Source organism: Streptomyces sp. NPDC028928, from assembly GCF_055564915.1.
The window spans coordinates 258,417-278,635 of the sequence record NZ_JBVHVI010000006.1; the positions used below are offsets into that span (position 1 = coordinate 258,417).

Consider the following 20,219-nt stretch of genomic DNA (forward strand, 5'->3'; position numbering starts at 1 on the left):
GGTCTCTCTATACCTCTGTATAAGAGCTCCCTCTGCGTCTGTCTGGCGGGGGTTTGGTTTGTGGTGGTGGTGCCTGTGCTGCTGGCTCTCCCCCCCCCCCCCCCCCCCCCCGGCCGTCTGGTTCCTAGTCCGTCCCGCTCGCCAGCCGGGACTCCGCCGCGGCCAGGATCTCGGTGACCCGGAGGCCGAACCCGGCGTCGCAGGAGTGCGGGCGGCCCGTGCGGGCGGCCCGCGCCAGCGCGTCCGCGGCCCGGGTGAGCGCGGGGACCGCTCCCTCGGAGCTGCCCGGCAGGACCGTCACGCCCGCCTCGCCGCGCAGCTCCACATCGGCCCCGGCCGCCGCCGGCGGGGCCGTCAGGCTGAGCGTGAGGGTGCTCGACGCGCCGGTTGCGTGGTCGAGCACCAGGTGCACGGTGTCCGCCGGACCGTGTGCCGCCGCGACGACGTGCCGTACGTCGCCGAGCACCGGGAGCAGTACCGACAGGGCGTGCGGGCCGACGTCCCACAGCGCGCCCTTCTCCCGCCGCCACGGCGAGCCGGCGAACGGGCTGTCGGTGGTGAACACCGCCCCCAGCCACTGGGCCCGCGCCGTGAACCAGCCCGCCACGGCGGCCTGCTCCTCGATCCAGGCGTCCGGCTCCTTCTGGAAGCGGGCGGTGAAGAACACCACCGACGCCACCCCGGCCCGCTCCACCGCCTCCGCGACGGCCCGCCCGTCCTCGACCGACACCGCCAGCGGCTTGTCCAGCAGCAGATGCCGGCCCGCCCGGGCCGCCCGCACCGCCATCCCGGCCTGCACGGACGGGGGCAGGGCCACCGCCACCGCGTCCACGTCGGCCAGCAGCGCGTCCACGTCGGCGTACGCGGCGACGCCGTACTGCTCCGCCAGCTCGGTGGCCGCCCCCGGCCGGCGCCCCCACACCCCCGCGAACTCCAGGCCGGTGTGCCCGGCGAGGGCGGGTGCGTACGCCGCCCGTGCCCAGGGGCCCGTTCCCAGCAGTCCGATGCGCATGTCGCGTTCCCTTCTCCGAGCCGATCCCCGCACCCTCAAGATGCTGCGCTCCGGTCGCCCTCCGCACACCTGCGGCCCGCATCCCCCCGCCCGGCGAGCCAGTTGGCGATGGTGGCGGCGATCGGCTGGCCGGTGTCCATCTCCACGAAGCCGAACTGACCGGACTGGTTGCACTCAAGGAACCACCAGATCCCGTCGGCGTCCTCCGCGAAGTCGAAGGCGCCGTACGCCAGTTCCGCGCCGGCCATGTAACGCAGGACGCCCTCGGCGACACGCGGCGGCACGTCCGCGGGCAGCCAGGGGGAGACCGACGGGGCGAACCGGACGTCCACGTCGTCCGGATGGGCGTCCGGGTCGGCGGGTTTGCGCGCGGCCAGCAGCGTGTCGCCGACGACGGTCAGCCGGATGTCGGCGCGTTTGGCGATCCGCCGTTGCAGCAGGGTCGGGCCGAAGGCCACCGCGGTGAAGTCGGCGTCCGGTGCCACCCGGCTGGTCGGCACCGCCCGGGGCGGCTCCTGCGGATGCGCCCCGGAGACCGGTTTGACCACCAGGTCAGGGAAGCGTTCCGCGAACTCCCGCGCCGCCTGCGGGAACGTCGTGATGAGGGTGGCCGGCACCGGGAGGCCGCTGCGCTGGGCCAGATGCAGCTGCCAGGGCTTGTGCCGGGCCCGGCGCGCGGCGTCCGGATGGTTCATCCAGCGGGCGTCGCTGCACCGCAGCATGCCGTACAGCGCCTGCGACGACTCCTCGGTCAGCCAGGCGGACGGCTGGGCGGCGCGGGCGGCCGGGGCTCCCGGCCTGCGCACCCAGACGGAGCGCAGGCCGTTCATGCTCACCAGGCGCCCGCCGACGGACAGATGTCCATGGCGGGCGCCGTGTACGTACTCGCCCGACAGCGCCACCCCGTTGGTCAGATCGGCGGGATCGAGCCGGACGACGGGCACCCCGGCCTCGCCCAGCCGGAGGACCACCATGTCCGCCGTCACGTCCTCTTCACTGGTCAGGATGAGCACGGTCATCTCTCGACGTCCGCGGTTCAGTCGTCGAAGTGCGTCTTGGAACCGGCGGTCGACGTCGTGGTTCCGAGGGCTCTCAGGGTCGCGTGGTCGGTGGCGGCGATCCGCCCGTCCGGGAGGACGTTCAACTGCAGTCCGGAGTCGTACGCGTACGGAGCGGTGACCTCCAACTGCACTGCGGGCCGCGCGTAGTTGAGGGTGAACGGTTGCATGGTCTCTCCCTGATTAGGCTTTCACGTCCTTATACGAGTCGAACGGGTGATTGGTTTCCTTACGCTGAGTGAGCACGGCCGGAGGGGTTGCTTCCGGGGTCATCGGGCGAGCGCGCTGCGCGCAGCCGCCAGCGCCTGTTCCGCGTACCCCCGGCCGAACAGCACCGCGTGCACCAGCAGCGGGAAGAGCTGGTGTATTCCGACCCGGTCCCGCCAGCCGTCGGCCAGTGGTGCCGCCTCCCGGTAGCCGGCGAGCACCCGGTCCAGGTGGGGGCAGCCGAACAGCTGGAGCATCGCCAGGTCGGTCTCCCGGTGCCCGCCGTGCGCGGCCGGGTCGATGAGACGGACCTCACCGTCGGCGCCCCACAGCACGTTGCCGTTCCACAGGTCGCCGTGCAGCCGGGCGGGCGGCTCGGCCGGACCCGCCAGCTCCGGCAGCCGGGCGCAGACCCGCTCGAACACCTCCGCCTCGCCGGGCAGCAGCGTGCCGCGGTCGACCGCGCCGCGCACATAGGGCAGGACGCGGTGCTCGGCGTACCAGCCGGGCCAGTCGGTGCCCGGTGTGTTCCGCATGGGGGCGAGGCCGATGTAGGCGTCCTGCGGGCCGTCGGGCGGCGGCGCCCCGAAGTGGGGTGCGCCGGCCGCGTGCAGTGCGGCGAGAGCCTGGCCGAAACGCGTCGCCGCCGCGGGGTCGGGGGACCCGGTCGGCACCCGTTCGGTCACCATCCAGTGCTCGTCGTGCCCGAGCACCGCCGGCACCCTCACCGCACCCGCGGCGGCCAGCCAGCGCAGCCCCGCCACCTCGGCGCGCACCGCCCCCGGACCGTCACCGCGCTTGACCATCACCGGTGTCCCGCCGTCCAGCAGTACCTCGGCGGGCGAGCCCGACGCCCGCCGGGCCCCGCCGGCCGGGCGCCCGGTGAGCCGGGCCGCCACCTGCCCTGGATCCTCGTCCCGTTTGACCACGGCCCCAGAGTACGACCCGCAATCAAGGCCGCTCGCCGGGTACTTCAACGGTTGGTACGACTGTTTTCAGCCAAACCCCGGCGGTAACTACCCGTGGTGATCTCGTACCGCTAGCGTGATCCCGCCGCGTCGCCACACCGGGGGCACAGGGCCCCGCAGGGACTAGCGCGCGGCGGAGGATTTCCCCCGTGACCACAGCATCCGTGCTGATGGCCGACGTCTTCGAAGTCCAGCCGTACACCTCCCACTGCGAGGTCATCCTCGCTGAGGGGGCGCACGCCGTGATCGGTGTGTCCCCGGGCAACAGCTACTTCTCGGCCCGACGCCTGCACGACCTCGCCCGCTGGGGGCTGGACCACTTCGACCGGGTCGACTTCGTCTACACCGACCTGTACGTCGCCGAGATGTACGAGGCATCCGGCTACCCGCCCGACGAGGCCCGCCGCAAGGCCACGAAGAACCTCCGCGGGGTGCGGGCCAAGGTCCGTGACGCGGTGTCGGCGGCCGATCCCGACGGCGCCCGGCTGGACTGGCATCCGATGTCGGAGTTCCGCACCAACCCCGACTACCAGGAGATCCACCGGCAGCTGAAGGCGCGACTGGCTTCCGACGGTGCCTTCCGAGCCGTCTGCGAGGCCTTGGTGAATCGTTTCCTCGCAGCGCGTGGCGAGACACCGACCGAGCGGCAGCGCGCCGTGTGCCTGGAGTACGTGTGCGCCGAGGCCCCGCTGTTCCTGGACACCCCGGCCATCCTCAAGGTGCCCTCCTCCCTCAACTGCTACCACCAACTCCTGCCGATGGCCGAGCTGTTGTACTCCCGGGGCGCCGGCCTGCGTGCCTCCCGCAACCAGGGCCACGCCATCGTCACCCCCGCCGCCCTGGAAGGAACCCCGGCATGACCACCGCCCCCGACACCCGTACCGACCACCCAGCCCTGCCCGGCTTCCCGTTCTCCTGGGACGGTACCCGGGTGCCGCCCGAGGTCGCGGAACTGCGCTCCGCCACCCCCGTGCGGCGCGTGCGGACCATCGCCGGCGACGAGGCCTGGCTGGTCTCCTCGTACGAGCTGTGCGCGCAGGTGCTCAAGGACGACCGTTTCTCCCTCAAGGACACCTCCGCGCCCGGCGTGCCCCGGCAGTACGCCCTCACCATCCCGCCGGAGGTGGTGAACAACATGGGCAACATCACCGGGGCGGGGCTGCGGCGCGCGGTGATGAAGGCCCTCAACCCGAAGACGCCGGGGCTGACCGAGTGGCTGCGCACCGAGGCCCACCGCCTGGTGGACCTGATCGTCGCCGAGGGGCCGACGGCCGACCTGCGCGGCGCGTTCTGCGAGCCGTACTCGGCCGGCATGCACTGCCGCATCCTCGGCATCCCGCAGACCGAGGCCCCGGCCTTCCTGCGCAGCCTGGACATCGCCTTCATGAACTCCCCGTGCCCGATCACGGGCGCGCGGCTCAACTGGGACCGGGACATCGCCCGGATGGCGGCCCTGCTCGACGACCCGGCGACGTACGGCCTGATGGGTGAACTCGCCGCCCTGCGCGACGACCCCGACTACGCGCACCTCACCGACGAGATGCTGGCCACCGTCGGCGTCACCCTGTTCGGCGCCGGCGTCATCTCCACCTCCGGCTTCCTCACCATGGCCCTGGTCTACCTGCTCACCCACCCCATCGCCCGCGACCTGCTGCGGGACCGCCCCGACCTGATCGGCCCGGGCGTCGAGGAACTGCTGCGGGTGAACCTCTCCATCGGCGACGCCCTGCCCCGCCTCGCCCTGGAGGACGTGACGCTCGGCGACGTCGGCATCCGCGCGGGCGACCTCGTCCTGGTCCTGGTGGAGGGCGCCAACCTCGACCCGGAGAAGTTCCCCGACCCGCACCGCTTCGACGTCCACCGCGACAACACCGCCGACCACCTCTCCTTCGGCGGCGGCGCCCACTACTGCCCCGCGACCGCGCTCGGCCGCGCCCACGCCCGTATCGCCCTGGAGGTCCTGCTCGACCGGCTGCCGGACCTCGCCCTCGCCGTCCCGCCGGGCCAACTGGTGTGGCGCACCGGGTTCATGAAGCGGATCCCCGAACGGCTGCCGGTGACCTGGTAGCCCCCGGCCCCCGCTCTCCGTACGACGCCCCCGGCCCGGCACCCCGGGCGGGGGACGCCGGGCCGGAGCCTCCTCCAGCGGCCGCCGGGGCACGTTCCCCGGGCCGGCCCGGGGGGGGGGGGGGATTCCCGGTCGGCGGCAGTCCCGACTCCTGCGCCGTGCGGGTCGCCGGGCCGGTACGGGGTGTGTCCGTCGGGTGGGTCTCTGGGGTTCCCGGTGGGTGGCGATTCCGGCTTCTGCGTTGGGTGGGTCGCTGGGCCGGGGTCTGCTGTGGTGGCTGTCGGGGTGTGGCCGTCGGGTCGGTCCTACGGGGTTCCCGGTGGGCGGCAGTCCCGGCTTCAGCGTTGTGCGGGGCGCCGGGCCGGGCCTCCTTCAGCGGCCGCCGGGGTGCGTTCCCCGGGTCAGCCCCACCGGGTTCCCGGCCGGCAGCAGACCCGACCCCTCGACCGTGCGGGCCAGCGGCTCCAGCAGTGCGGCCAGCCGTCCGCTCCGCTCGGCGCCCAGCGCGGTCCACGGCCCTTCGGCCGCCGCGTCGGTGAGCGCCTCGGCCTCCGCGCGCAGCGCCGCCCCCGCGGGCGTGAGCGAGCCGTCCGCCGCGAGCCGGCCGTCCGCGCGCAACCGCGCCACGGCCGCCGCCCAGTCCTCCTCCGGCCACTTCCGTGTCTCGCGCAGGAAGGCCCCGTCGGACTCGCCGGCCGCCGCCTTGAGCACCATGGCCTCGACCGGCCCGATCCCCAGGCTCACCAGCACTGCCACATGGGAGTCGCCCCGGTGCTCGCGCAGGGTCGTCAGGGCCTGCCACAGGCGCGCGGCGGGCCGCTGCGGGCGCTCGGTCGCCTGGTTGGCGGCGCCCAGCACCCTGCCCGTGGTGTCCGCGGCGGCGGCGGCCTCCCAGGCGAGGTCCGCGGCCTCCGCGAAGTCGGCGGAGCCGACGGTGTCCGCCCCGAACAGCCGGGTCATCGCCGCGTCCATCGCCTCCTGGCGCGCCGCCAGCGCGTCCGCCGGAGCGGTGTACGCCCAGGCGTCGGGCAGCGCCCGTGCCACCCGGGCGGGGTGGAAGACGTAGAAGCAGCTCGTCACCACGGACGGGGGCACCGCGCCGAGCGGGGCGGCCCGCAGCGCGAAGTAGCCCATCCAGAACCCGCGCAGCCCGAGCCCGTCCGCCGCCCGGTGCGCCTCCGGCGCGAAGTACACGAGCCCGTGCACCGGTTCGTACCGCTCCCACAGGGCCCGTGCCATCCCGTCCGCCACTGCTTCCTCCCACCACGTCGGCCTGCCGTGCTGTCGGCACCAGCCTGCGTTATGACAGCGGTCATAACAAGAGGGCGGCGGTCACCGCGCAGAGGTGGCCCTCGTCACAGAGGGGCTGGGGCGATCACCCCGGCAGGTGTACGGCCGCTTCGGGGATTGACCCGGACGAGGGGTCCCGGGCCCGCCGCGCTGGGGCAGACGGGTGGCGTGGTGCCCCGGCTGGACGGCTCGGATGGTGGGAGACACAGGCCTCACTGACGGTGGTTCATGTCGAGGCCGGGTCCACCGAGCTGATGAGGTATCCGCTGCCCGGTCCCGGCGGAAGGACATCACTATGCGCTCTGCCCGCATGCTCCTGGCGACGGCGGCTGCCGCCGCCGCACTGGCCTTCGCCACGCCCGGCGCCGCGTTCGCCGGGCCGGCCGAGCACGACGGCGGCCGTGACGACTCCTCGTACAGCAAGGAGCACGACAGCGACTCCGACCGTGAGGACAAGGGATCGGACAGCGACCACGACAAGGACTACGGCAACAAGCGCGGCGGCGGAGGGGAACACGACGGGCCCCGCGGCGGAATGCACACGGGTGGCGGAGCGCTCGCCGCGGTGGGCAGCGACGACTGGGGTTCGGGCGGCGACAGCCGCTTCGACCCGGAGAGCTACCGGGACAAGGACCGCGACAGCGGCGAGGACAAGAGCGAGAGAGGCGGCAAGGGCGACAAGGGTGACAAGAGCGAGTGGGGTGACGACCACGAGAAGCCGCGCGGTGGCATGCACACCGGTGGCGGAGCGCTCGCCACGCCCGGTGTCACCGCGAGCGGACTCGCCGTACTGGGTGTAGGCGCCGCCGGCGCGTACGCGCTGCGCCGCCGGAAGGCCGCCGAGCCGGCGTCCTGACGGCCGGTGCGTCCCACAGGGGCTGCGGACGCCGTCGGCGCGCGCATCGTGTCGGCGGCCCGCGCCCCCTGCGCTCCGCACCGCCCCGGACGCCGGGACCGGCGCCGTCCCCTTCCCGCCCTGATCCCCGTGCTGCCGTGCCCGAGTGAGGTGGTGTCCGATGGCAGCAGATCCCTCCTCTTCGACCCCCTCAGGACCGGCGGCGGACGCCCCGCGTGCCGGCCGTGGCGGGCGGCTGACGCTGTGGGGCGTGGCGGCCGTCTTCCTCGCCGTCAGCCTGTTCGGCGGTCATCACACGCCACAGGACACGCCGCAGGCGCCCCGGGCCTCCGGCGGCGGCACCGCCGCACCGGCCGACCCGCGGCAGTCCGGCGAGCCGCTGCCCCGGTCGGAACCGACCCGCCTGCGCATCCCGAAGATCTCTGTGGACGCCTCCTTCACCTCCCTCGCCATCGGCGCCTCGGGCCAGTTGCAGCCGCCGCCCGCCGGTGACACCAATCTCGTCGGCTGGTACGCCGACGGCGCCTCGCCCGGCGAGGAGGGCACCGCGATCATCGCCGGGCACGTCGACACGGTGACCTCCCCGGCCGTCTTCGCGAACCTCGACGATCTGGAGCCCGGCGACCGGTTCTCCGTGGAGCGGGCCGACGGGCGCACGGCGGACTTCGTCGTGGACGACACCGAGACCTTCGCCAAGGACGACTTCCCGAGCACCCGGGTGTACGCGGACGCCTCGCGCCCCGAGGTCCGGCTCATCACCTGCGCCGGGGACTACGACCACACGGTGCGGGACTACACCGACAACCTGGTCGTCTTCGCCCACCTGGTGTGAGCCGCCGGGGCGTCCGGTCAGACGGCGCGGCCGGCGAAGGGGCCGCCCGCGGCGAACGCCAGCGCCGCGAACCGCTCGCCGATCCGGCGATGGCCCGCGGCGTCCGGGTGGAGACCGTCGGGCAGCGGCAGCTCGGCGGCGTCGGCCTCGCCGTACAGCTCCCGGCCGTCCAGGAAGTGCAGGCACGGGTCCTCGGCCGCCCGTTCGCGCACGATCCGGGCCAGTTCCTCCCGGACGACCCCCAGGGTGAGCTTCCCGGTCGCCCGCTGCGCCGGATCCCCGGTGGCCCGGTACCGCACCCGGCCCTCGCCCAGGGCCTCCAGGTCCATGGCGGTCGGGCCGGGCGTCTCCTCGTGCATCGGACACAGAACCGGCGAGACGACGAGCAGCGGGGTGTCGGGGTGGCCCTCGCGGATGGTGTCGAGGAACCCGTGCACGGCGGGGCCGAAGGCGCGCAGCCGCATCAGGTCGGTGTTGACCACGTTGATGCCGAGCTTGACGCTGATCAGATCGGCGGGCGTGTCACGCAGCGCGCGGGCGGTGAACGGGTCGAGCAGCGCGCTGCCGCCGAGCCCGAGGTTGATCAGCTCCACCGAGCCCAGGGACGCGGCGAGCGCCGGCCAGGTGGTGGTGGGGCTCGCCGCGTCGGAGCCGTGGCTGATCGAACTGCCGTGGTGCAGCCACACCCGGCGGCCCCGGTCCGGTACGGGCTCCACGGGCGCGTCGGTGCGCAGTGCGACGAGTTCGGTCGTCTCGTTGTGCGGCAGCCAGATCTCCACGTCCTTGACCATGTCCGGCAGTCCGGTGAAGCGGACGGTGCCGACCGGGCCGGGCCGGTGCTCGGCGGTGCCGGCGCCCAGGTCGATGGTGAGGGTGCTGCCCTCGGCGAGGGTGGCGCTGCCGGCCGGGCGTCCGTCGATGAGCAGGTCGTAGACGCCGTCGGGTCGGGGCGGTACGCCGGGGTAGACCCGCTTGGTCGGCAGGGTGTCCAGCTCGACGGCGGTGGCGCGGGTGCGGAAGACCAGCCGTACGCCGGAGGGCTGGGACTCCGCCAGGGCCAGCTGCGGGTCGGCGCACTGGGCGCGGGCCCGGGCGGGCAGCCGGTGCGGCAGCAGGCCGTGCGCGGTGCGCTCCAGATCGAGGGCGCCGCGTATCAGGCCGGCGGTGAGGGGGATGGTGTGCATCGTGTCTGCCTGCGTCTTCAGAGGGGTTCAGGGCTGGGTGGGCCAGTTGCGCAACAGGGAGTCGAGGGCGTCCAGGATCCGGGCCCACGACTCCTGCGAGTCGGGGGCGCTGTGGCTGAAGCCGCCGGCCGCCTCCAGGCTCACGTAGCCGTGGAAGACGCTGCCGAGGAGGCGCACCGCATGGGTCTGGTCCGGCTCGGCGAGGTCGTAGCCGCGCAGGATGGCCCGGGTCAGCTGGGCGATCCGGACTCCCGCGCTGCCGGCCGCCGTCGCGGAGTCCAGCGGGTGCCGGGCCGCCGTGTAGCGGCCGGGGTGTGCGCGGGCGTAGTCCCGGTAGACGTGCGCGAAGGCGGCGAGGGCGTCCTTCCCGGACCGGCCGGCCAGCGCCTCGGCGGCACGGTCGGCCAGCTCCTCCAGGGCGAGCAGCGCGATCCGCGTCTTCAGGTCCTGGGAGTTCTTCAGGTGCGAGTACAGGCTCGCCACCTTGACGTCGAACCGCCGGGCCAGCGCGGACACCGTCACCTGGTCGAAGCCGACCTCGTCGGCCAGCTCCGCACCGGCGTGGACCAGACGCTCGGTGGTCAGACCCGCACGCGCCATCCTCGCTCCTCCCGTCTGCCGCGAACGATTATGAAACTTCCTAAAGGCTTTAGGCAAATGGGATTACCGATTAGGTCCGGTGGAGCGACCAGCAGGGCCACCGCCCGCTCGGCCGTCAGGTCGTGGTCCGGATCCACCGTGGACAGCGAGGGCACGAGGAACGCGCTCTCGTCGACATTGTCGAACCCGATCACCCTGGATCACCACCGGGTGATCCACCTCCAGGGCCTCGACATCGGCCTGGCCCATGCCGACGGTGCTGAGGATCAGTCCGTCGTAGAGCCGGTTGCGGGACAGGGTGAGCGCCGCCAGCTCGTCCTCGCGGCGGGCGCCGGTCTGCTCGACGCCCACCCGCAGGCCTGCCGTCCGGCCGCCGTGATGATGGCGGCGGCCAGCCGGCCGTAGTACGGGAGGACGTTGGAGATCGTCATCGCCGACACACCGGCCGCCTTCGCCACGCCCTGGATCGTCGCCACACTCACTCCCGCCCGCTGTCCTTCGCGTCCTCCGCCTCCTCCGCGAGACGATAGAGGGCGGCGCCGTGGGCGGGCAGCCGGACGGTGAGGTGCCGGCCGTCGTGCGGGGCGTCGGTACGGGTCCACAGCTCGCGGATCCGGTCGGCGGGGCGGGCGCCGACTGAGCCGAGGGGCACCTCGAACCGGCGTGGTCCGTCGGCGAGGGAGAAGACGGCGGCGTAGCGGGTACGGCCGTCGGTGTCGCGGGCGGTCCACAGGACGAGGCCGTCCTCGCGGAGCACCTCGCGGTTGCCGGTGCTGTGCCACAGCACGGCCAGCGCCTCGTCGTTGGTGAGGAGGCCGATGGTCTCGGGCGGGCTGGTGGGCAGGTCCCCGCCCATCATCAGCGGCGATCGGGAGATCAGCCACAAGGTGAGCAGACTGGTCTGTTCGGGCCGGGTGAGGGAGCACAGCCGGTCGGTGCCGCGTTCGGCGCGGATGCCGATGCGGCCGAGGGGCAGCATGTCGGCGTCCGCCCAGCCGCCCTCGCCCTGCCAGGGGGCCCACCGGGCCATCCGGGCGAACTGCGCCTCGACGTCCGCCCACCGGTCCCACAGGTCGTCGCAGACGCGCCACATGGTGGCGTGCTGGCGCAGGTGGTCCAGGCGGGCGAGGGAGACGTCGGTGCCGGGGGACAGGCTCAGCTCGACCGGCCGCCCGCAGCGCTCGATCGCCCGTGCGTAGGCGGCGATCTCCCGCTCGTGGTACGGGAACAGCATGTCGTCGGCCTTGACGAAGTCCACGCCCCACGCGGCGAACTGGGCCACCTGGGAGTCGTAGTAGGCCTGGGCGCCCGGATGGTCGTGGTCCAGGCCGTAGTTGTCGGTGTTCCACGGGCAGACCGAGGAGGTGTCGGCGATCTCGTCGGCGGTGAACTCGGTGCCGTACACCGGCAGCCGGGCGGCGACGGCCCGGCGTGGGACGCCCCGCATGATGTGCAGGCCGAAGCGGAGCCCGAGGTCGTGGACCCGGCGGGCCAGCGGGGCGAAGCCCGCCCCGCCGGCGGCGGAGGGGAACCGGTTCGGTGCCGGGAGCTGGCGGCCGTACGCGTCCAGGACCAGGGGCGCGTCCGGGTTGTAGCCGTGGGCGCGGGCCGTCGGCTCGTACCACTGGATGTCCACCACCACGGTGTCCCAGCCGTGCGCGAGCAGGTGGTCCCGCATGAACTCCGCGTTGGCGAGCACCTCCTGCTCGGTGACGGTAGGGCCGTAGCAGTCCCAGCTGTTCCAGCCCATCGGCGGACGCAGGTGGCGGGCGGGGAGGGGGCGGTCCACGGTCGGTGTCCTCTCAGTCCGGCAGGGACATGGGGGCCTGGACGGTGACGAAGGAGTGCGGCGGGAGGGTGAGCGCGAGGCCCCGGCCGGTGACGGCCACGCCGCCGGGGGGACCGGAGCGGGGAGCCGGACACCCACTTTTTTGTGGGTACTTGGCAGCTCCCCTCCGCCCGGGAGAGGCTGTTTTCCGAGGTCAGGGGCTGCCGGGGAACGGACGGGAGGTGACGGCGGCAGCGCGTCAGGACGCGGCTTCCCGCTCGCGGAGCCGCTCCAGACGGCGGTGGCCCCACTCTGCCACCGGATCCAGCGCCGCGGCCAGGTCGCGGCCGAACCCGGTCAGCGAGTACACGGTCTTCGGCGGCAGCACGTCGTGCACCTCCCGGTGCACCAGGCCGTCGTCCGTCATCTCGCGCAGCGCCTGGGTCAGCACCTTCTCGCTCAACCCGGGCAGCCGGCGGCGCAGTTCGCCGGGCCGGTGCGGCCCGGACTCCAGCAGCCACAGCAGCGACGTCTTCCACTTGCCGTCGATCACGGCGATCGCGGCGGTCACCCCGCAGACGTTCGGGTCCTGGGCGCGGCTGCGCGTCATCGTCGTCCCTCTTCTGTTCTCCACCGGCCGTCCGGCCGACTTCTCCACCACCTACGGGAGTTGCAACATGTCCACGTCTCTGGATCTTCCTGCCGTCACCGTGCTCGGGCTCGGCCCGATGGGCCGCTCGCTGGCGGGCGCCTTCCTCGCCGCCGGCGTACCCACCACGGTCTGGAACCGCACGCCCGGGAAGGACCGGGAGCTGACCGAGCAGGGCGCGGCGACCGCGGAGACGGCCGAAGAAGCCGTCGCCGCAGCGCGGTTGGTCGTCCTCTGCGTGGTGAACTACGACGCCGCCGACGCGATCCTGCGCCGCGACGACGTCACCCGCGCACTGAAGGGCCGTACCGTCGTCAACCTCACCGCCGACACCCCGCACCGCGCCCGGGACACCGCGGACTGGGCGGAGGCGCACGGCATCGGTTACCTGGACGGTGCGATCATGACTCCGGCTCCCAGCATCGGCACACCGGAGGCGGTCTTCCTGCACAGCGGCCCGCGCGATCTCTTCGAACAGCACCGGCCGGTGCTGGAGGTACTGGGCGGGACACACACCCATCTGGGGGAGGACCCCGGGCGTGCCGCCACCTTCGACATCGCGCTGCTCGACCTCTTCTGGACCGCGATGGCGGGCTACGCGCACGCCGTGGCGATCGCCCGCGCGGAGGGCGTCACCGCCGGCGAACTCGCGCCCTTCGCCCAGGGCATCGGCGCGATCCTGCCGCCGCTCTTCCAGCAGTTCGCCGAGGACGCCGACAGCGGCACCTACTCCGGGGAGATCAACCCGATCACCTCGGCCGCCTCCACCATGGCCCATGTCGTCGAGGTCTCCGAGTCGCACGGCATCGACGCGGGCGTGATGCGGGCCGTGGAGGGCATGGCCCGCCGCGTGATCGGCCTCGGGCACGGCGGGGACGGGTTCATCCGGGTCGCCGAGATGCTGGGGCGCCGCTGAGGCCCGAAGCCCCCGGGGCGCCGACCGGGGGGATGTGACCAGGTGATGTGAGGTGATGTGACCGCCCGCACCCTGGCGGACCTGCGACTTGTGCCGTGGAGGAGGCCATGGAACGCTTCGGTCGGCCGGCCCCGACCACGGCCGGCGCGGGCGGCGGGCGCGGTCACGTACGGGGTGCGGGGGCACGGCGCCGGGCCGGCCGTGGGAACAAGCCGGGAGCGGACCGATGGAGCTGGAGCTGCGGCACCTGCGGGTGCTGTGCGCGATCGCCGACGCGGGCAGCGTGGGCCGCGCCGCCGCGCAGCTGGGCTACTCGCAGCCCGCCGTGAGCACCCAGCTCCGCCGCATCGAACGCCATCTGGGCGAACCGCTCTTCGAACGCGGGCCGAGCGGGGTCCGGCCGACCCGGTACGGCGCCGAGGTGGTCGAGCAGGCCCGGGACGTCCTCGTGCGGGCCGCCGCGATCGGGCACCGCCCGGCATCCGCCCGCCCCCGCCGGTCCCTGCGCGTGGCCGCCACCAACTCGCCGATGCTGTCCGGCACGGTCTCCCGCGTCCGCGCCCGGCTGCCCGAGCTGACCCTCTCGGTCACCAGCGTCTACGCGTCCTCGCGGATCGTGGAGCTGCTGGAGGAGGGCGCGGTGGACGCCGCCATCGCCGCCGACTACCCGGGCATGGAGCTACGGCACTCGACGGCCGTACGGCACCGCGGCATCGTCACCGAACCCACCTTCGTCGCCCTCCCCGCCCGGCACCGGCTCCGGCAGAGCACCCAGGTGCAGCTCGCCGACCTCGCCGAGGACGCCTGGTTCGTGACCCCGGACGACGGTGCCGGCTGGCCCGGAGTGTTCTACGACGCCTGTGCGGCGGCCGGGTTCACGCCGGTCACCGTCCACGAGTGGCTCGGCGACCAGACCCAGCTGCAGAGCATGATCGCCGACGGTCTCGGGGTGTCCCTGGTGCAGCCGACGCTGCGGCCGATCCCGCACGTCGTGGTCAAACCGCTGGCGGGCTCCCCGCTGTGGTGCCGCTATGTGCTGGCCTGGCGGCCCGACACCGTCGCCGACGACGTCGTGGAGACGGTGCTGCAGTCCGCCATGGGCGCGTACCGCGATCTCGTCGCCCAGGCACCGCACCTGCGCACCTGGGCCTCGCGCACCTGGAGCGCCGCCGGGGCGTAGGAGCGGGTCACGGGTGCGCCGCGATGTTATGAGCGGGCAGTGCCATGTGCTATGTCACACGCCATTGTTGGTCGGGGTGGTGCGCTGAGACAGTGCCTCACACGCCTCAACACCCCACAGAGGCGCATCCCTTCGTGGAGGAATCCCGATGCGCTATCGCTTCGCGCTGCCCGGACGCGCGCCGAGAGGCACGGCCGGCCGCATCGCCGGTGCCGCCGCCGTCTGCGTCACCCTGGCCGGCCTGCTGTCCACCCCGGCGCTGGCCGCACCCCGGCCGCACACCGCCCCGGCCGCCGCGCCCCGCCCGCACCTCCCCGTGCCCCCGCCCGCCGCCGCGTCCACCGCCGCGACCGAGCGCCCCGCGACCCAGGCCGAGCGGCTCAGCCCGGTCCAACTCCCGCCCATGCAACCGTCGTTCACCCGGCAGACCGGACCGCGCCCGGTGCAGGCGGGCTCCTGTACCCCGGCCGACTTCGGCAGCCGTACCGGCTCCGCCCTCGTCTCCTACGTCAAGGCCGCCACCGCGGACTGCGTCAACACCCTCTTCGCGGTCACCGGCACCGACGCGCGCGCCGTCTTCCGCGAGGCCCAGATGCTGACCGTCGCGAACGCGTTCACGCGCACCGCCGGGCAGTACCGCGGCGACAACTCCGGCAGCCTGCTGCAACTGGTGCTCTTCCTGCGCGCCGGCTACTACGTGCAGTTCAACCACCCCGGGGACGTGGGCCCGTACACCTCCCGCCTCACCACCGCTGTCACGAGCGGCATGGACACCTTCTTCGCCCGCGCCCACTCCCGTGACGTCACCGCGGCCAACGGCCAGATCCTCGGCGAGACCGTCATCCTCACCGACAGCGCCGACCAGCAGGGCCGCTACCTGTACGTCTACCGACGGCTGCTGAACGACTACGACAGCTCGTACGACGCGATCGACAGCATGATCAGGGCCGTCAACGACGTCTACACACCGCTGTGGCGCGGCAACTGGAACCCGCGGTACGTACGGGCGGTCGAGGCCGACCCGCGCATCGTCGACACCCTCTACGACTTCGCGCTGGCCAACACCGACCAGCTCGGCACCGACCTGGCCTTCCTGGACTCCAACGCCGGGATGAACCTCGCCCGCTACACCGAGCACCCCGGACTGCGGGACGACGTACGGCCGTTGGCCAAGGACCTGCTGGACCGGACCGGGATCACCGGTCCGACGGCCGCGCTGTGGGTGGCGGTGGCCACGCAGGCCGCCGCCTACGACAAGGCCGACTGCGCCTACTACGACGTCTGCGACCTGCCGGAGAAGCTCGACCAGGCCGTCCTGCCCGTCACGCACCACTGCGACGCGAACGTCACCGTCCGCGCCCAGGCGCTCACCGCCGCCGACCTCGACACCGCCTGCGCCAGCGTGCTCCGCCAGGACGCCTACTTCCGCTCGGTCGTGCGGGCCGACGGCGCGATACCCGGCCAGTACGCCTCCACACTCCGCCTGGTGGTGTTCACCAGCCGGGCCGACTACCAGACGTACGCCGGCGCGATGTACGGCATCAGCACCGACAACGGCGGCATGACGCTGGGCGGCGACCCGTCGGACCCCGCCAACCAGCCGATGTCGATCATGTACCAGAAGAACTACGACGACGGCTTCCCGGCCCGGATCTGGAACCTCAACCACGAGTACACGCACTTCCTGGACGCCCGCGACGACATGTCGGGCGACTTCGCCCGGCAGATCTCCGTGCCGGACGTGTGGTGGATCGAGGGCATCGCCGAGTACGTCTCCTACAGCTACCGCGGCCTCGCCGACGACCAGGCGATCCAGGAGGCCGGCAAGCACACGTACAAGCTCAGCACCCTGTTCGAGAACACCTACGACAACAGCGACGTGACCCGCACCTACCCGTGGGGCTACCTCGCCGCGCGCTACATGGTCGAGCGGCACCCCGACGACATCCAGCGCATGCTCGCCCGCTTCCGCGTCGGTGACTACGCCGGCGGATACGCCGTCTACCACGACGGCATCGGCACCCGCTACGACGCCGACTTCGACCAGTGGCTCACGGCGTGCGCCACGGGCGCGTGCAGCAGGCCGGCCGCGGCCTGACCGCACGCGCGCCCATGACGACGGCCGCCGACCGGAAAACCCGGTCGGCGGCCGTACGCGTCCTCGGTGCGGGGCGGATCAGACCGCCGTCGCCGGGTACGTCGGGTACTCCACGCCCGAGACGTGCTGGACGACGCGGACGACCTGGCAGGAGTAGCCGAACTCGTTGTCGTACCAGAGGTAGAGGATCGCGTTGTCGCCGTCGACCTTCAGGGCGCCGGCGTCCACGATCGAGGCGTGGCGCGAGCCGATGAAGTCGCTGGAGACCGCGTCGGGCGCCGTGATGAAGTCGATCTGGCGCTTCAGCGGGGAGGTCAGCGAGACCTCGCGGAGGTAGTCGTGGACCTCTTCGCGGGTGGCCTCGCGGGCCAGCTGGAGGTTGAGGATCGCGATCGAGACGTCCGGCACCGGGACGCGGATCGAACTGCCGCTGATCTTCGCCTTGAGGTCGGGCAGCGCCTTGGCGACGGCGGAGGCGGCACCGGTCTCGGTGATGACCATGTTGAGCGGCGCGCTGCGGCCGCGGCGCTCGGACTTGTGGTAGTTGTCCAGCAGGTTCTGGTCGTTGGTGAACGAGTGGACGGTCTCCACGTGGCCGCGCAGCACACCGTACTCGTCGTCCATCGCCTTCAGGGGCGGCACGATGGCGTTGGTGGTGCAGGAGGCGCAGGACAGGATCTGCTCGTCCGGCTTGATGGTGTCGTGGTTGACGCCGTGCACGATGTTCGGGACGTCGCCCTTGCCCGGCGCGGTGAGGACGACCTTCTCGATGCCGGGGCGCAGGTGCTTGGACAGGCCCTCGCGGTCGCGCCACTTGCCGGTGTTGTCGATGAGGATGGCGTCCCGGATGCCGTACTCGGTGTAGTCCACGTGCGACGGGTCGTCGGCGTAGATCACCTTGATCGCGTTGCCGTTGGCGACGATCGTGCTGCTGTCCTCGTCCACGGTGATCGTGCCCTGGAACTGGCCGTGGATGGAGTCGCGGCGCAGCAGCGAGGCGCGCTTGACGATGTCCTGGGCGCCGCCGCCGCGCACCACGATGGCGCGCAGCCTCAGGCCGTTGCCGGAGCCGGCCTTCTCGATCAGCAGGCGGGCGACGAGGCGGCCGATGCGGCCGAAGCCGTAGAGGACGACATCGCGCGGCTCCCGGCGCTCGATCTTGTTGGCGCCCGTCGCGCCGGCGACCGCCTCGGCGGTGAACTCCTCCACGCTCAGGCCGCGCTCGTCGGCCTTGTACATGGTGGCCAGCATGCCGAGGTCGATCTGGGACGGCCCGAGGTCGAGGGCGGTCAGAGCCTGGAGGAACGGCATGGTCTCGGTGACCGACAGCTCGGCACCGGCGATCTGCCGGGCGAAGCGGTGCGTCTTGAGGATGCTGACCACCGACTTGTTCACCAGGGAGCGGCTGTGCAGCAGGACGGTCACGTCCCGCTCGCGGTGCAGCTTCCCGATGAGCGGGATCATCGACTCCGCGATCTCCTCGCGGATCTTCCAGTTGGTGAACGAGTCGTCGTTGACAGTCACAGATCCATACTTTCGAGCTAGGCAGCGCTCATATGATAACCACACCCTTTCGGGGGCCTGTCGACGGCCCCGACCGGTTCCTGAATCAGGGTGGAACCGCGTAAGAAACCCGGGTCGCGCGTTGCGCCTCCGCACGGGCCCGCCCAAGGTCAGGACCGTGAGTACCTCCTCCGTGCCCCGGCCCGAGCCGGCCGCCCCCTCCGGCCCCCTGAGCCGCCCCCGGCTGCCACGGCCGGCCGGGGCCGGCTCGGGCCGGGGCTTCCTGCCGGCCCTCGCCCTGTTCGCGGGGATCCGGCTCGCCGGGATCCTCGCGGTGGTCCTCACCAACGAACTCCGGGGGCATCCGCTGGTCCGGAACCTGGCCCACTCCTGGGACTCCCGCTGGTACCTGCACATCGCCACGCACGGCTACGGCCACCTCATCTGGGTCACCCCGCAAGGAGCCGTCCAGACCGACTGGGCGTTCTTCCCCCTCTATCCCGCGCTCATCCGGGCGCTGACCGTCCCCCTGCCGCTCACCCCCGGCCAGTCCGCCCTTCTGGTCGCCTGGACGGCCGCGTGCGTGGCCGCGTACGGCGTCTACCTCGTCGGCCACCATCTGTACGGCCGGGGTGTCGCCACCGCGCTGGTCGCCCTGTGGGCCGCCCTGCCGCACTCGGTCGAACTCACCATCGCCTACACGGAGTCGCTGTTCGCGGCGCTCGCCGCGTGGTCCCTGTACTGCGTGCTGAGGGGGCGCTGGCTGTGGGCCGGAACCCTGGCCGCGCTCGCGGGCCTGTCCCGGCCCAGCGGCTTCGCGGTGGCGGTGGCCGTCTCCCTCGCCGCCGGGTACGAGGCGCTGCGGCAGCGCGGCCGTGCTCCGGCGGGGCTGTGGGCCGGCGCGCTGGTGGCCCCGCTCGGCTGGCTGGGCTATGTGCTGTGGGTGGGCAGCCGTACCGGAGACCTCCTCGGCGGCTACTTCACGGTCCAGAGCGCCTGGGACTCCCGCTTCGACTTCGGCGCCGGCTCGGTCCGCTTCCTCAAGGCCCTGCTCCTGCACGGCGGAGGCGTCGTCTACCCGGCCGCCCTCCTGATCGTCATGGCGGGCCTGCTGCTGTTCACACTGCTGTGCCTGGAGCGCGCCCCGCTGGCCCTGGTGGTCTTCTCCGGCGTCCTCGTCCTGCTCGTCGTCGGCGGCTCCGGCTCCTTCTCCTCCAAACCGCGCTTCCTGCTGCCGGCCTTCCCGCTGCTCATCCCGATGGCACAGGCACTCGCCCGGACCTGGTGGCTGCGCCGGTCCCCGGCGGTCGTGGTGTACGGCGCCCTCGCCCTGGTCTCCCTGCTGTCCGGCGCCTATGTGATGGCCGTGGCCCACTCCCCGCTGTGAGCCACCGCCTGCCCACACGGCCGGTGTCCCCGACGCGGGCGACCAGGCCCGCGACGGCCGCCGGCGGCACGCTGACCCCCACCGGAGAGCGGTGGCCGAGTCCCCGTCGAGCGCGGCGCCGCCCAGCACCGGACCGAGCGCGGCGCCCACGTCCAGCGCCGACGTAGCGAACGCACCCCCGGCGACGGCGGGTCCACCGCCTCGTACAGCACCCGCGTGACCGCGTCGAACCGACACCGAAGACCGGCAGGCCCAGGACCGGCAGCAGGGCGAGGCCACCGCCGGCCGCCCCGCGTGAGGGCGGCTCAGCCTGCGAGCAGCGCGGTTCCGGTGGCCGTCGGCACCGGCCGCGCGCCGTGGTGTGCCGGCCGGCCCGCCGCCGTCACCCCGGCGAACGCACCGGCACCGAACAGCGAAGGCAGGCAGGTCCAGGACCGGCCCCCGAACAGCGCCGGCACGGCCGGCGCCCGTCCGGCCCCGCGACAGGCGAGCGGGGTGCCGCCGACCAGGGCGGTGGCCCGGCCCCCGGCATCCGGTGCGACCATGCCGGTTGTCGCCGTCAGGACGACGGCCAGGAAACCGGCGTCGGCCAGGGCCGCGACCACGCGGTCAGCGGCGCCCCGCGATCATGCCGGCGGCGGAG

Annotated in this window: 20 protein-coding genes; 9 read left to right on the forward strand and 11 right to left on the reverse strand. The window is 73.2% G+C overall.

The window, feature by feature from the left end; translation table 11 throughout:
* Window positions 1-124: 124 nt before the first annotated feature.
* The 4 genes from ACZ4U1_RS16940 to ACZ4U1_RS16955 all read right to left on the reverse strand — a co-directional run bounded on the left by ACZ4U1_RS16940 (window position 125) and on the right by ACZ4U1_RS16955 (window position 3,176).
* Window positions 125-1,012, reverse strand: a complete 888-nt coding sequence (locus ACZ4U1_RS16940) for a Gfo/Idh/MocA family protein (RefSeq protein ID WP_467903916.1) — start codon at window positions 1,010-1,012, stop codon at window positions 125-127.
* A 35-nt stretch (window positions 1,013-1,047) separates the two neighbouring features.
* Window positions 1,048-2,031, reverse strand: a complete 984-nt coding sequence (gene tgmB, locus ACZ4U1_RS16945) for an ATP-grasp ribosomal peptide maturase (protein WP_467903917.1) — start codon at window positions 2,029-2,031, stop codon at window positions 1,048-1,050.
* Window positions 2,032-2,048: 17 nt separating this feature from the next.
* Window positions 2,049-2,240 (reverse strand): putative ATP-grasp-modified RiPP, encoded by a 192-nt coding sequence (gene tgmA / locus ACZ4U1_RS16950; RefSeq protein WP_356860965.1) that lies wholly within the window; start codon window positions 2,238-2,240, stop codon window positions 2,049-2,051.
* Between the two features lie 99 nt (window positions 2,241-2,339).
* Window positions 2,340-3,176 (reverse strand): fructosamine kinase family protein, encoded by an 837-nt coding sequence (locus ACZ4U1_RS16955; RefSeq protein ID WP_467904199.1) that lies wholly within the window; start codon window positions 3,174-3,176, stop codon window positions 2,340-2,342.
* Window positions 3,177-3,394: 218 nt separating this feature from the next.
* Here ACZ4U1_RS16955 and ACZ4U1_RS16960 point away from each other — a divergent pair, with 218 nt between their 5' ends.
* Together ACZ4U1_RS16960 and ACZ4U1_RS16965 are read left to right on the forward strand one after the other, a co-directional pair.
* Window positions 3,395-4,105 carry a cyclodityrosine synthase gene (locus ACZ4U1_RS16960; protein ID WP_467903919.1) on the forward strand — a complete coding sequence of 237 codons (711 nt, stop codon included), beginning with the start codon at window positions 3,395-3,397 and terminating at the stop codon, window positions 4,103-4,105.
* Window positions 4,102-5,313, forward strand: coding sequence for a cytochrome P450 (locus ACZ4U1_RS16965; RefSeq protein ID WP_467903921.1), 1,212 nt, complete (start codon window positions 4,102-4,104; stop codon window positions 5,311-5,313). Before ACZ4U1_RS16960 ends, ACZ4U1_RS16965 begins: the two co-directional genes overlap by 4 nt.
* 372 nt (window positions 5,314-5,685) lie before the next feature.
* Here ACZ4U1_RS16965 and ACZ4U1_RS16970 read toward each other — a convergent pair whose 3' ends face one another.
* Window positions 5,686-6,552, reverse strand: a complete 867-nt coding sequence (locus tag ACZ4U1_RS16970) for an SCO6745 family protein (protein WP_467903923.1) — start codon at window positions 6,550-6,552, stop codon at window positions 5,686-5,688.
* Window positions 6,553-6,898: 346 nt separating this feature from the next.
* On the opposite strand from ACZ4U1_RS16970, the gene ACZ4U1_RS16975 reads away from it, so the two are divergent.
* Both ACZ4U1_RS16975 and ACZ4U1_RS16980 read left to right on the forward strand, forming a co-directional pair.
* Window positions 6,899-7,459 (forward strand): hypothetical protein, encoded by a 561-nt coding sequence (locus tag ACZ4U1_RS16975; protein ID WP_467903925.1) that lies wholly within the window; start codon window positions 6,899-6,901, stop codon window positions 7,457-7,459.
* A 160-nt stretch (window positions 7,460-7,619) separates the two neighbouring features.
* Window positions 7,620-8,291: a class F sortase gene (locus tag ACZ4U1_RS16980; RefSeq protein ID WP_467903927.1), complete on the forward strand. Its 672-nt coding sequence runs from the start codon at window positions 7,620-7,622 to the stop codon at window positions 8,289-8,291.
* A 17-nt stretch (window positions 8,292-8,308) separates the two neighbouring features.
* Here ACZ4U1_RS16980 and ACZ4U1_RS16985 read toward each other — a convergent pair whose 3' ends face one another.
* Both ACZ4U1_RS16985 and ACZ4U1_RS16990 read right to left on the reverse strand, forming a co-directional pair.
* The gene (locus ACZ4U1_RS16985) at window positions 8,309-9,475 is read right to left on the reverse strand and encodes a GDSL-type esterase/lipase family protein (protein ID WP_467903929.1); all 1,167 of its coding nucleotides are present in this window, start codon (window positions 9,473-9,475) and stop codon (window positions 8,309-8,311) included.
* Between the two features lie 27 nt (window positions 9,476-9,502).
* Window positions 9,503-10,075, reverse strand: a complete 573-nt coding sequence (locus tag ACZ4U1_RS16990; RefSeq protein WP_467903930.1) for a TetR/AcrR family transcriptional regulator — start codon at window positions 10,073-10,075, stop codon at window positions 9,503-9,505.
* A gap of 138 nt (window positions 10,076-10,213) precedes the next feature.
* Between ACZ4U1_RS16990 and ACZ4U1_RS16995 the strand changes: the two genes are divergently transcribed.
* A complete protein-coding gene (locus ACZ4U1_RS16995; RefSeq protein ID WP_467903932.1) occupies window positions 10,214-10,480 on the forward strand; it encodes a hypothetical protein in 267 nt (88 codons plus the stop codon).
* Window positions 10,481-10,553: 73 nt separating this feature from the next.
* Here the strand turns inward: ACZ4U1_RS16995 and ACZ4U1_RS17000 are convergent, their stop codons facing one another.
* Together ACZ4U1_RS17000 and ACZ4U1_RS17005 are read right to left on the reverse strand one after the other, a co-directional pair.
* Complete coding sequence (locus ACZ4U1_RS17000) at window positions 10,554-11,864, reverse strand: glycoside hydrolase family 27 protein (protein WP_467903934.1); 1,311 nt, start codon at window positions 11,862-11,864, stop codon at window positions 10,554-10,556.
* A 238-nt stretch (window positions 11,865-12,102) separates the two neighbouring features.
* On the reverse strand, window positions 12,103-12,453 hold the full coding sequence (locus ACZ4U1_RS17005; RefSeq protein WP_398055286.1) for a winged helix-turn-helix transcriptional regulator: 351 nt from the start codon (window positions 12,451-12,453) through the stop codon (window positions 12,103-12,105).
* A gap of 67 nt (window positions 12,454-12,520) precedes the next feature.
* Between ACZ4U1_RS17005 and ACZ4U1_RS17010 the strand changes: the two genes are divergently transcribed.
* The 3 genes from ACZ4U1_RS17010 to ACZ4U1_RS17020 all read left to right on the forward strand — a co-directional run bounded on the left by ACZ4U1_RS17010 (window position 12,521) and on the right by ACZ4U1_RS17020 (window position 16,686).
* A complete protein-coding gene (locus ACZ4U1_RS17010; RefSeq protein ID WP_467903936.1) occupies window positions 12,521-13,408 on the forward strand; it encodes an NAD(P)-dependent oxidoreductase in 888 nt (295 codons plus the stop codon).
* A 226-nt stretch (window positions 13,409-13,634) separates the two neighbouring features.
* Window positions 13,635-14,588 (forward strand): LysR family transcriptional regulator, encoded by a 954-nt coding sequence (locus ACZ4U1_RS17015; RefSeq protein WP_467903937.1) that lies wholly within the window; start codon window positions 13,635-13,637, stop codon window positions 14,586-14,588.
* A 148-nt stretch (window positions 14,589-14,736) separates the two neighbouring features.
* Entirely contained in the window at window positions 14,737-16,686 is a 1,950-nt protein-coding gene (locus ACZ4U1_RS17020; protein WP_467903939.1) for a collagenase, read from the forward strand.
* A gap of 78 nt (window positions 16,687-16,764) precedes the next feature.
* Here the strand turns inward: ACZ4U1_RS17020 and ACZ4U1_RS17025 are convergent, their stop codons facing one another.
* Window positions 16,765-18,210: a glyceraldehyde-3-phosphate dehydrogenase gene (locus ACZ4U1_RS17025; RefSeq protein WP_467903941.1), complete on the reverse strand. Its 1,446-nt coding sequence runs from the start codon at window positions 18,208-18,210 to the stop codon at window positions 16,765-16,767.
* A 157-nt stretch (window positions 18,211-18,367) separates the two neighbouring features.
* Here ACZ4U1_RS17025 and ACZ4U1_RS17030 point away from each other — a divergent pair, with 157 nt between their 5' ends.
* Entirely contained in the window at window positions 18,368-19,576 is a 1,209-nt protein-coding gene (locus ACZ4U1_RS17030; RefSeq protein WP_467903943.1) for a hypothetical protein, read from the forward strand.
* Between the two features lie 305 nt (window positions 19,577-19,881).
* Here the strand turns inward: ACZ4U1_RS17030 and ACZ4U1_RS17035 are convergent, their stop codons facing one another.
* A complete protein-coding gene (locus ACZ4U1_RS17035; protein ID WP_467903944.1) occupies window positions 19,882-20,181 on the reverse strand; it encodes a hypothetical protein in 300 nt (99 codons plus the stop codon).
* Window positions 20,182-20,219: the final 38 nt, after the last annotated feature.

Excerpts from the sequence above, each read along its gene's own strand:
- ACZ4U1_RS16970 (WP_467903923.1), bottom strand. The coding sequence starts at position 6,552 with ATGGCACGGGCCCTGTGGGAGCGGTACGAACCGGTGCACGGGCTCGTG.
- ACZ4U1_RS17020 (WP_467903939.1), top strand. The coding sequence starts at position 14,737 with ATGCGCTATCGCTTCGCGCTGCCCGGACGCGCGCCGAGAGGCACGGCC.
- ACZ4U1_RS17005 (WP_398055286.1), bottom strand. The coding sequence starts at position 12,453 with ATGACGCGCAGCCGCGCCCAGGACCCGAACGTCTGCGGGGTGACCGCC.
- ACZ4U1_RS17015 (WP_467903937.1), top strand. The coding sequence starts at position 13,635 with ATGGAGCTGGAGCTGCGGCACCTGCGGGTGCTGTGCGCGATCGCCGAC.
- tgmA (WP_356860965.1), bottom strand. The coding sequence starts at position 2,240 with ATGCAACCGTTCACCCTCAACTACGCGCGGCCCGCAGTGCAGTTGGAG.
- ACZ4U1_RS16940 (WP_467903916.1), bottom strand. The coding sequence starts at position 1,012 with ATGCGCATCGGACTGCTGGGAACGGGCCCCTGGGCACGGGCGGCGTAC.
- ACZ4U1_RS16990 (WP_467903930.1), bottom strand. The coding sequence starts at position 10,075 with ATGGCGCGTGCGGGTCTGACCACCGAGCGTCTGGTCCACGCCGGTGCG.
- ACZ4U1_RS16985 (WP_467903929.1), bottom strand. The coding sequence starts at position 9,475 with ATGCACACCATCCCCCTCACCGCCGGCCTGATACGCGGCGCCCTCGAT.
- ACZ4U1_RS16980 (WP_467903927.1), top strand. The coding sequence starts at position 7,620 with ATGGCAGCAGATCCCTCCTCTTCGACCCCCTCAGGACCGGCGGCGGAC.
- ACZ4U1_RS16975 (WP_467903925.1), top strand. The coding sequence starts at position 6,899 with ATGCGCTCTGCCCGCATGCTCCTGGCGACGGCGGCTGCCGCCGCCGCA.
- tgmB (WP_467903917.1), bottom strand. The coding sequence starts at position 2,031 with ATGACCGTGCTCATCCTGACCAGTGAAGAGGACGTGACGGCGGACATG.
- ACZ4U1_RS16965 (WP_467903921.1), top strand. The coding sequence starts at position 4,102 with ATGACCACCGCCCCCGACACCCGTACCGACCACCCAGCCCTGCCCGGC.
- ACZ4U1_RS17010 (WP_467903936.1), top strand. The coding sequence starts at position 12,521 with ATGTCCACGTCTCTGGATCTTCCTGCCGTCACCGTGCTCGGGCTCGGC.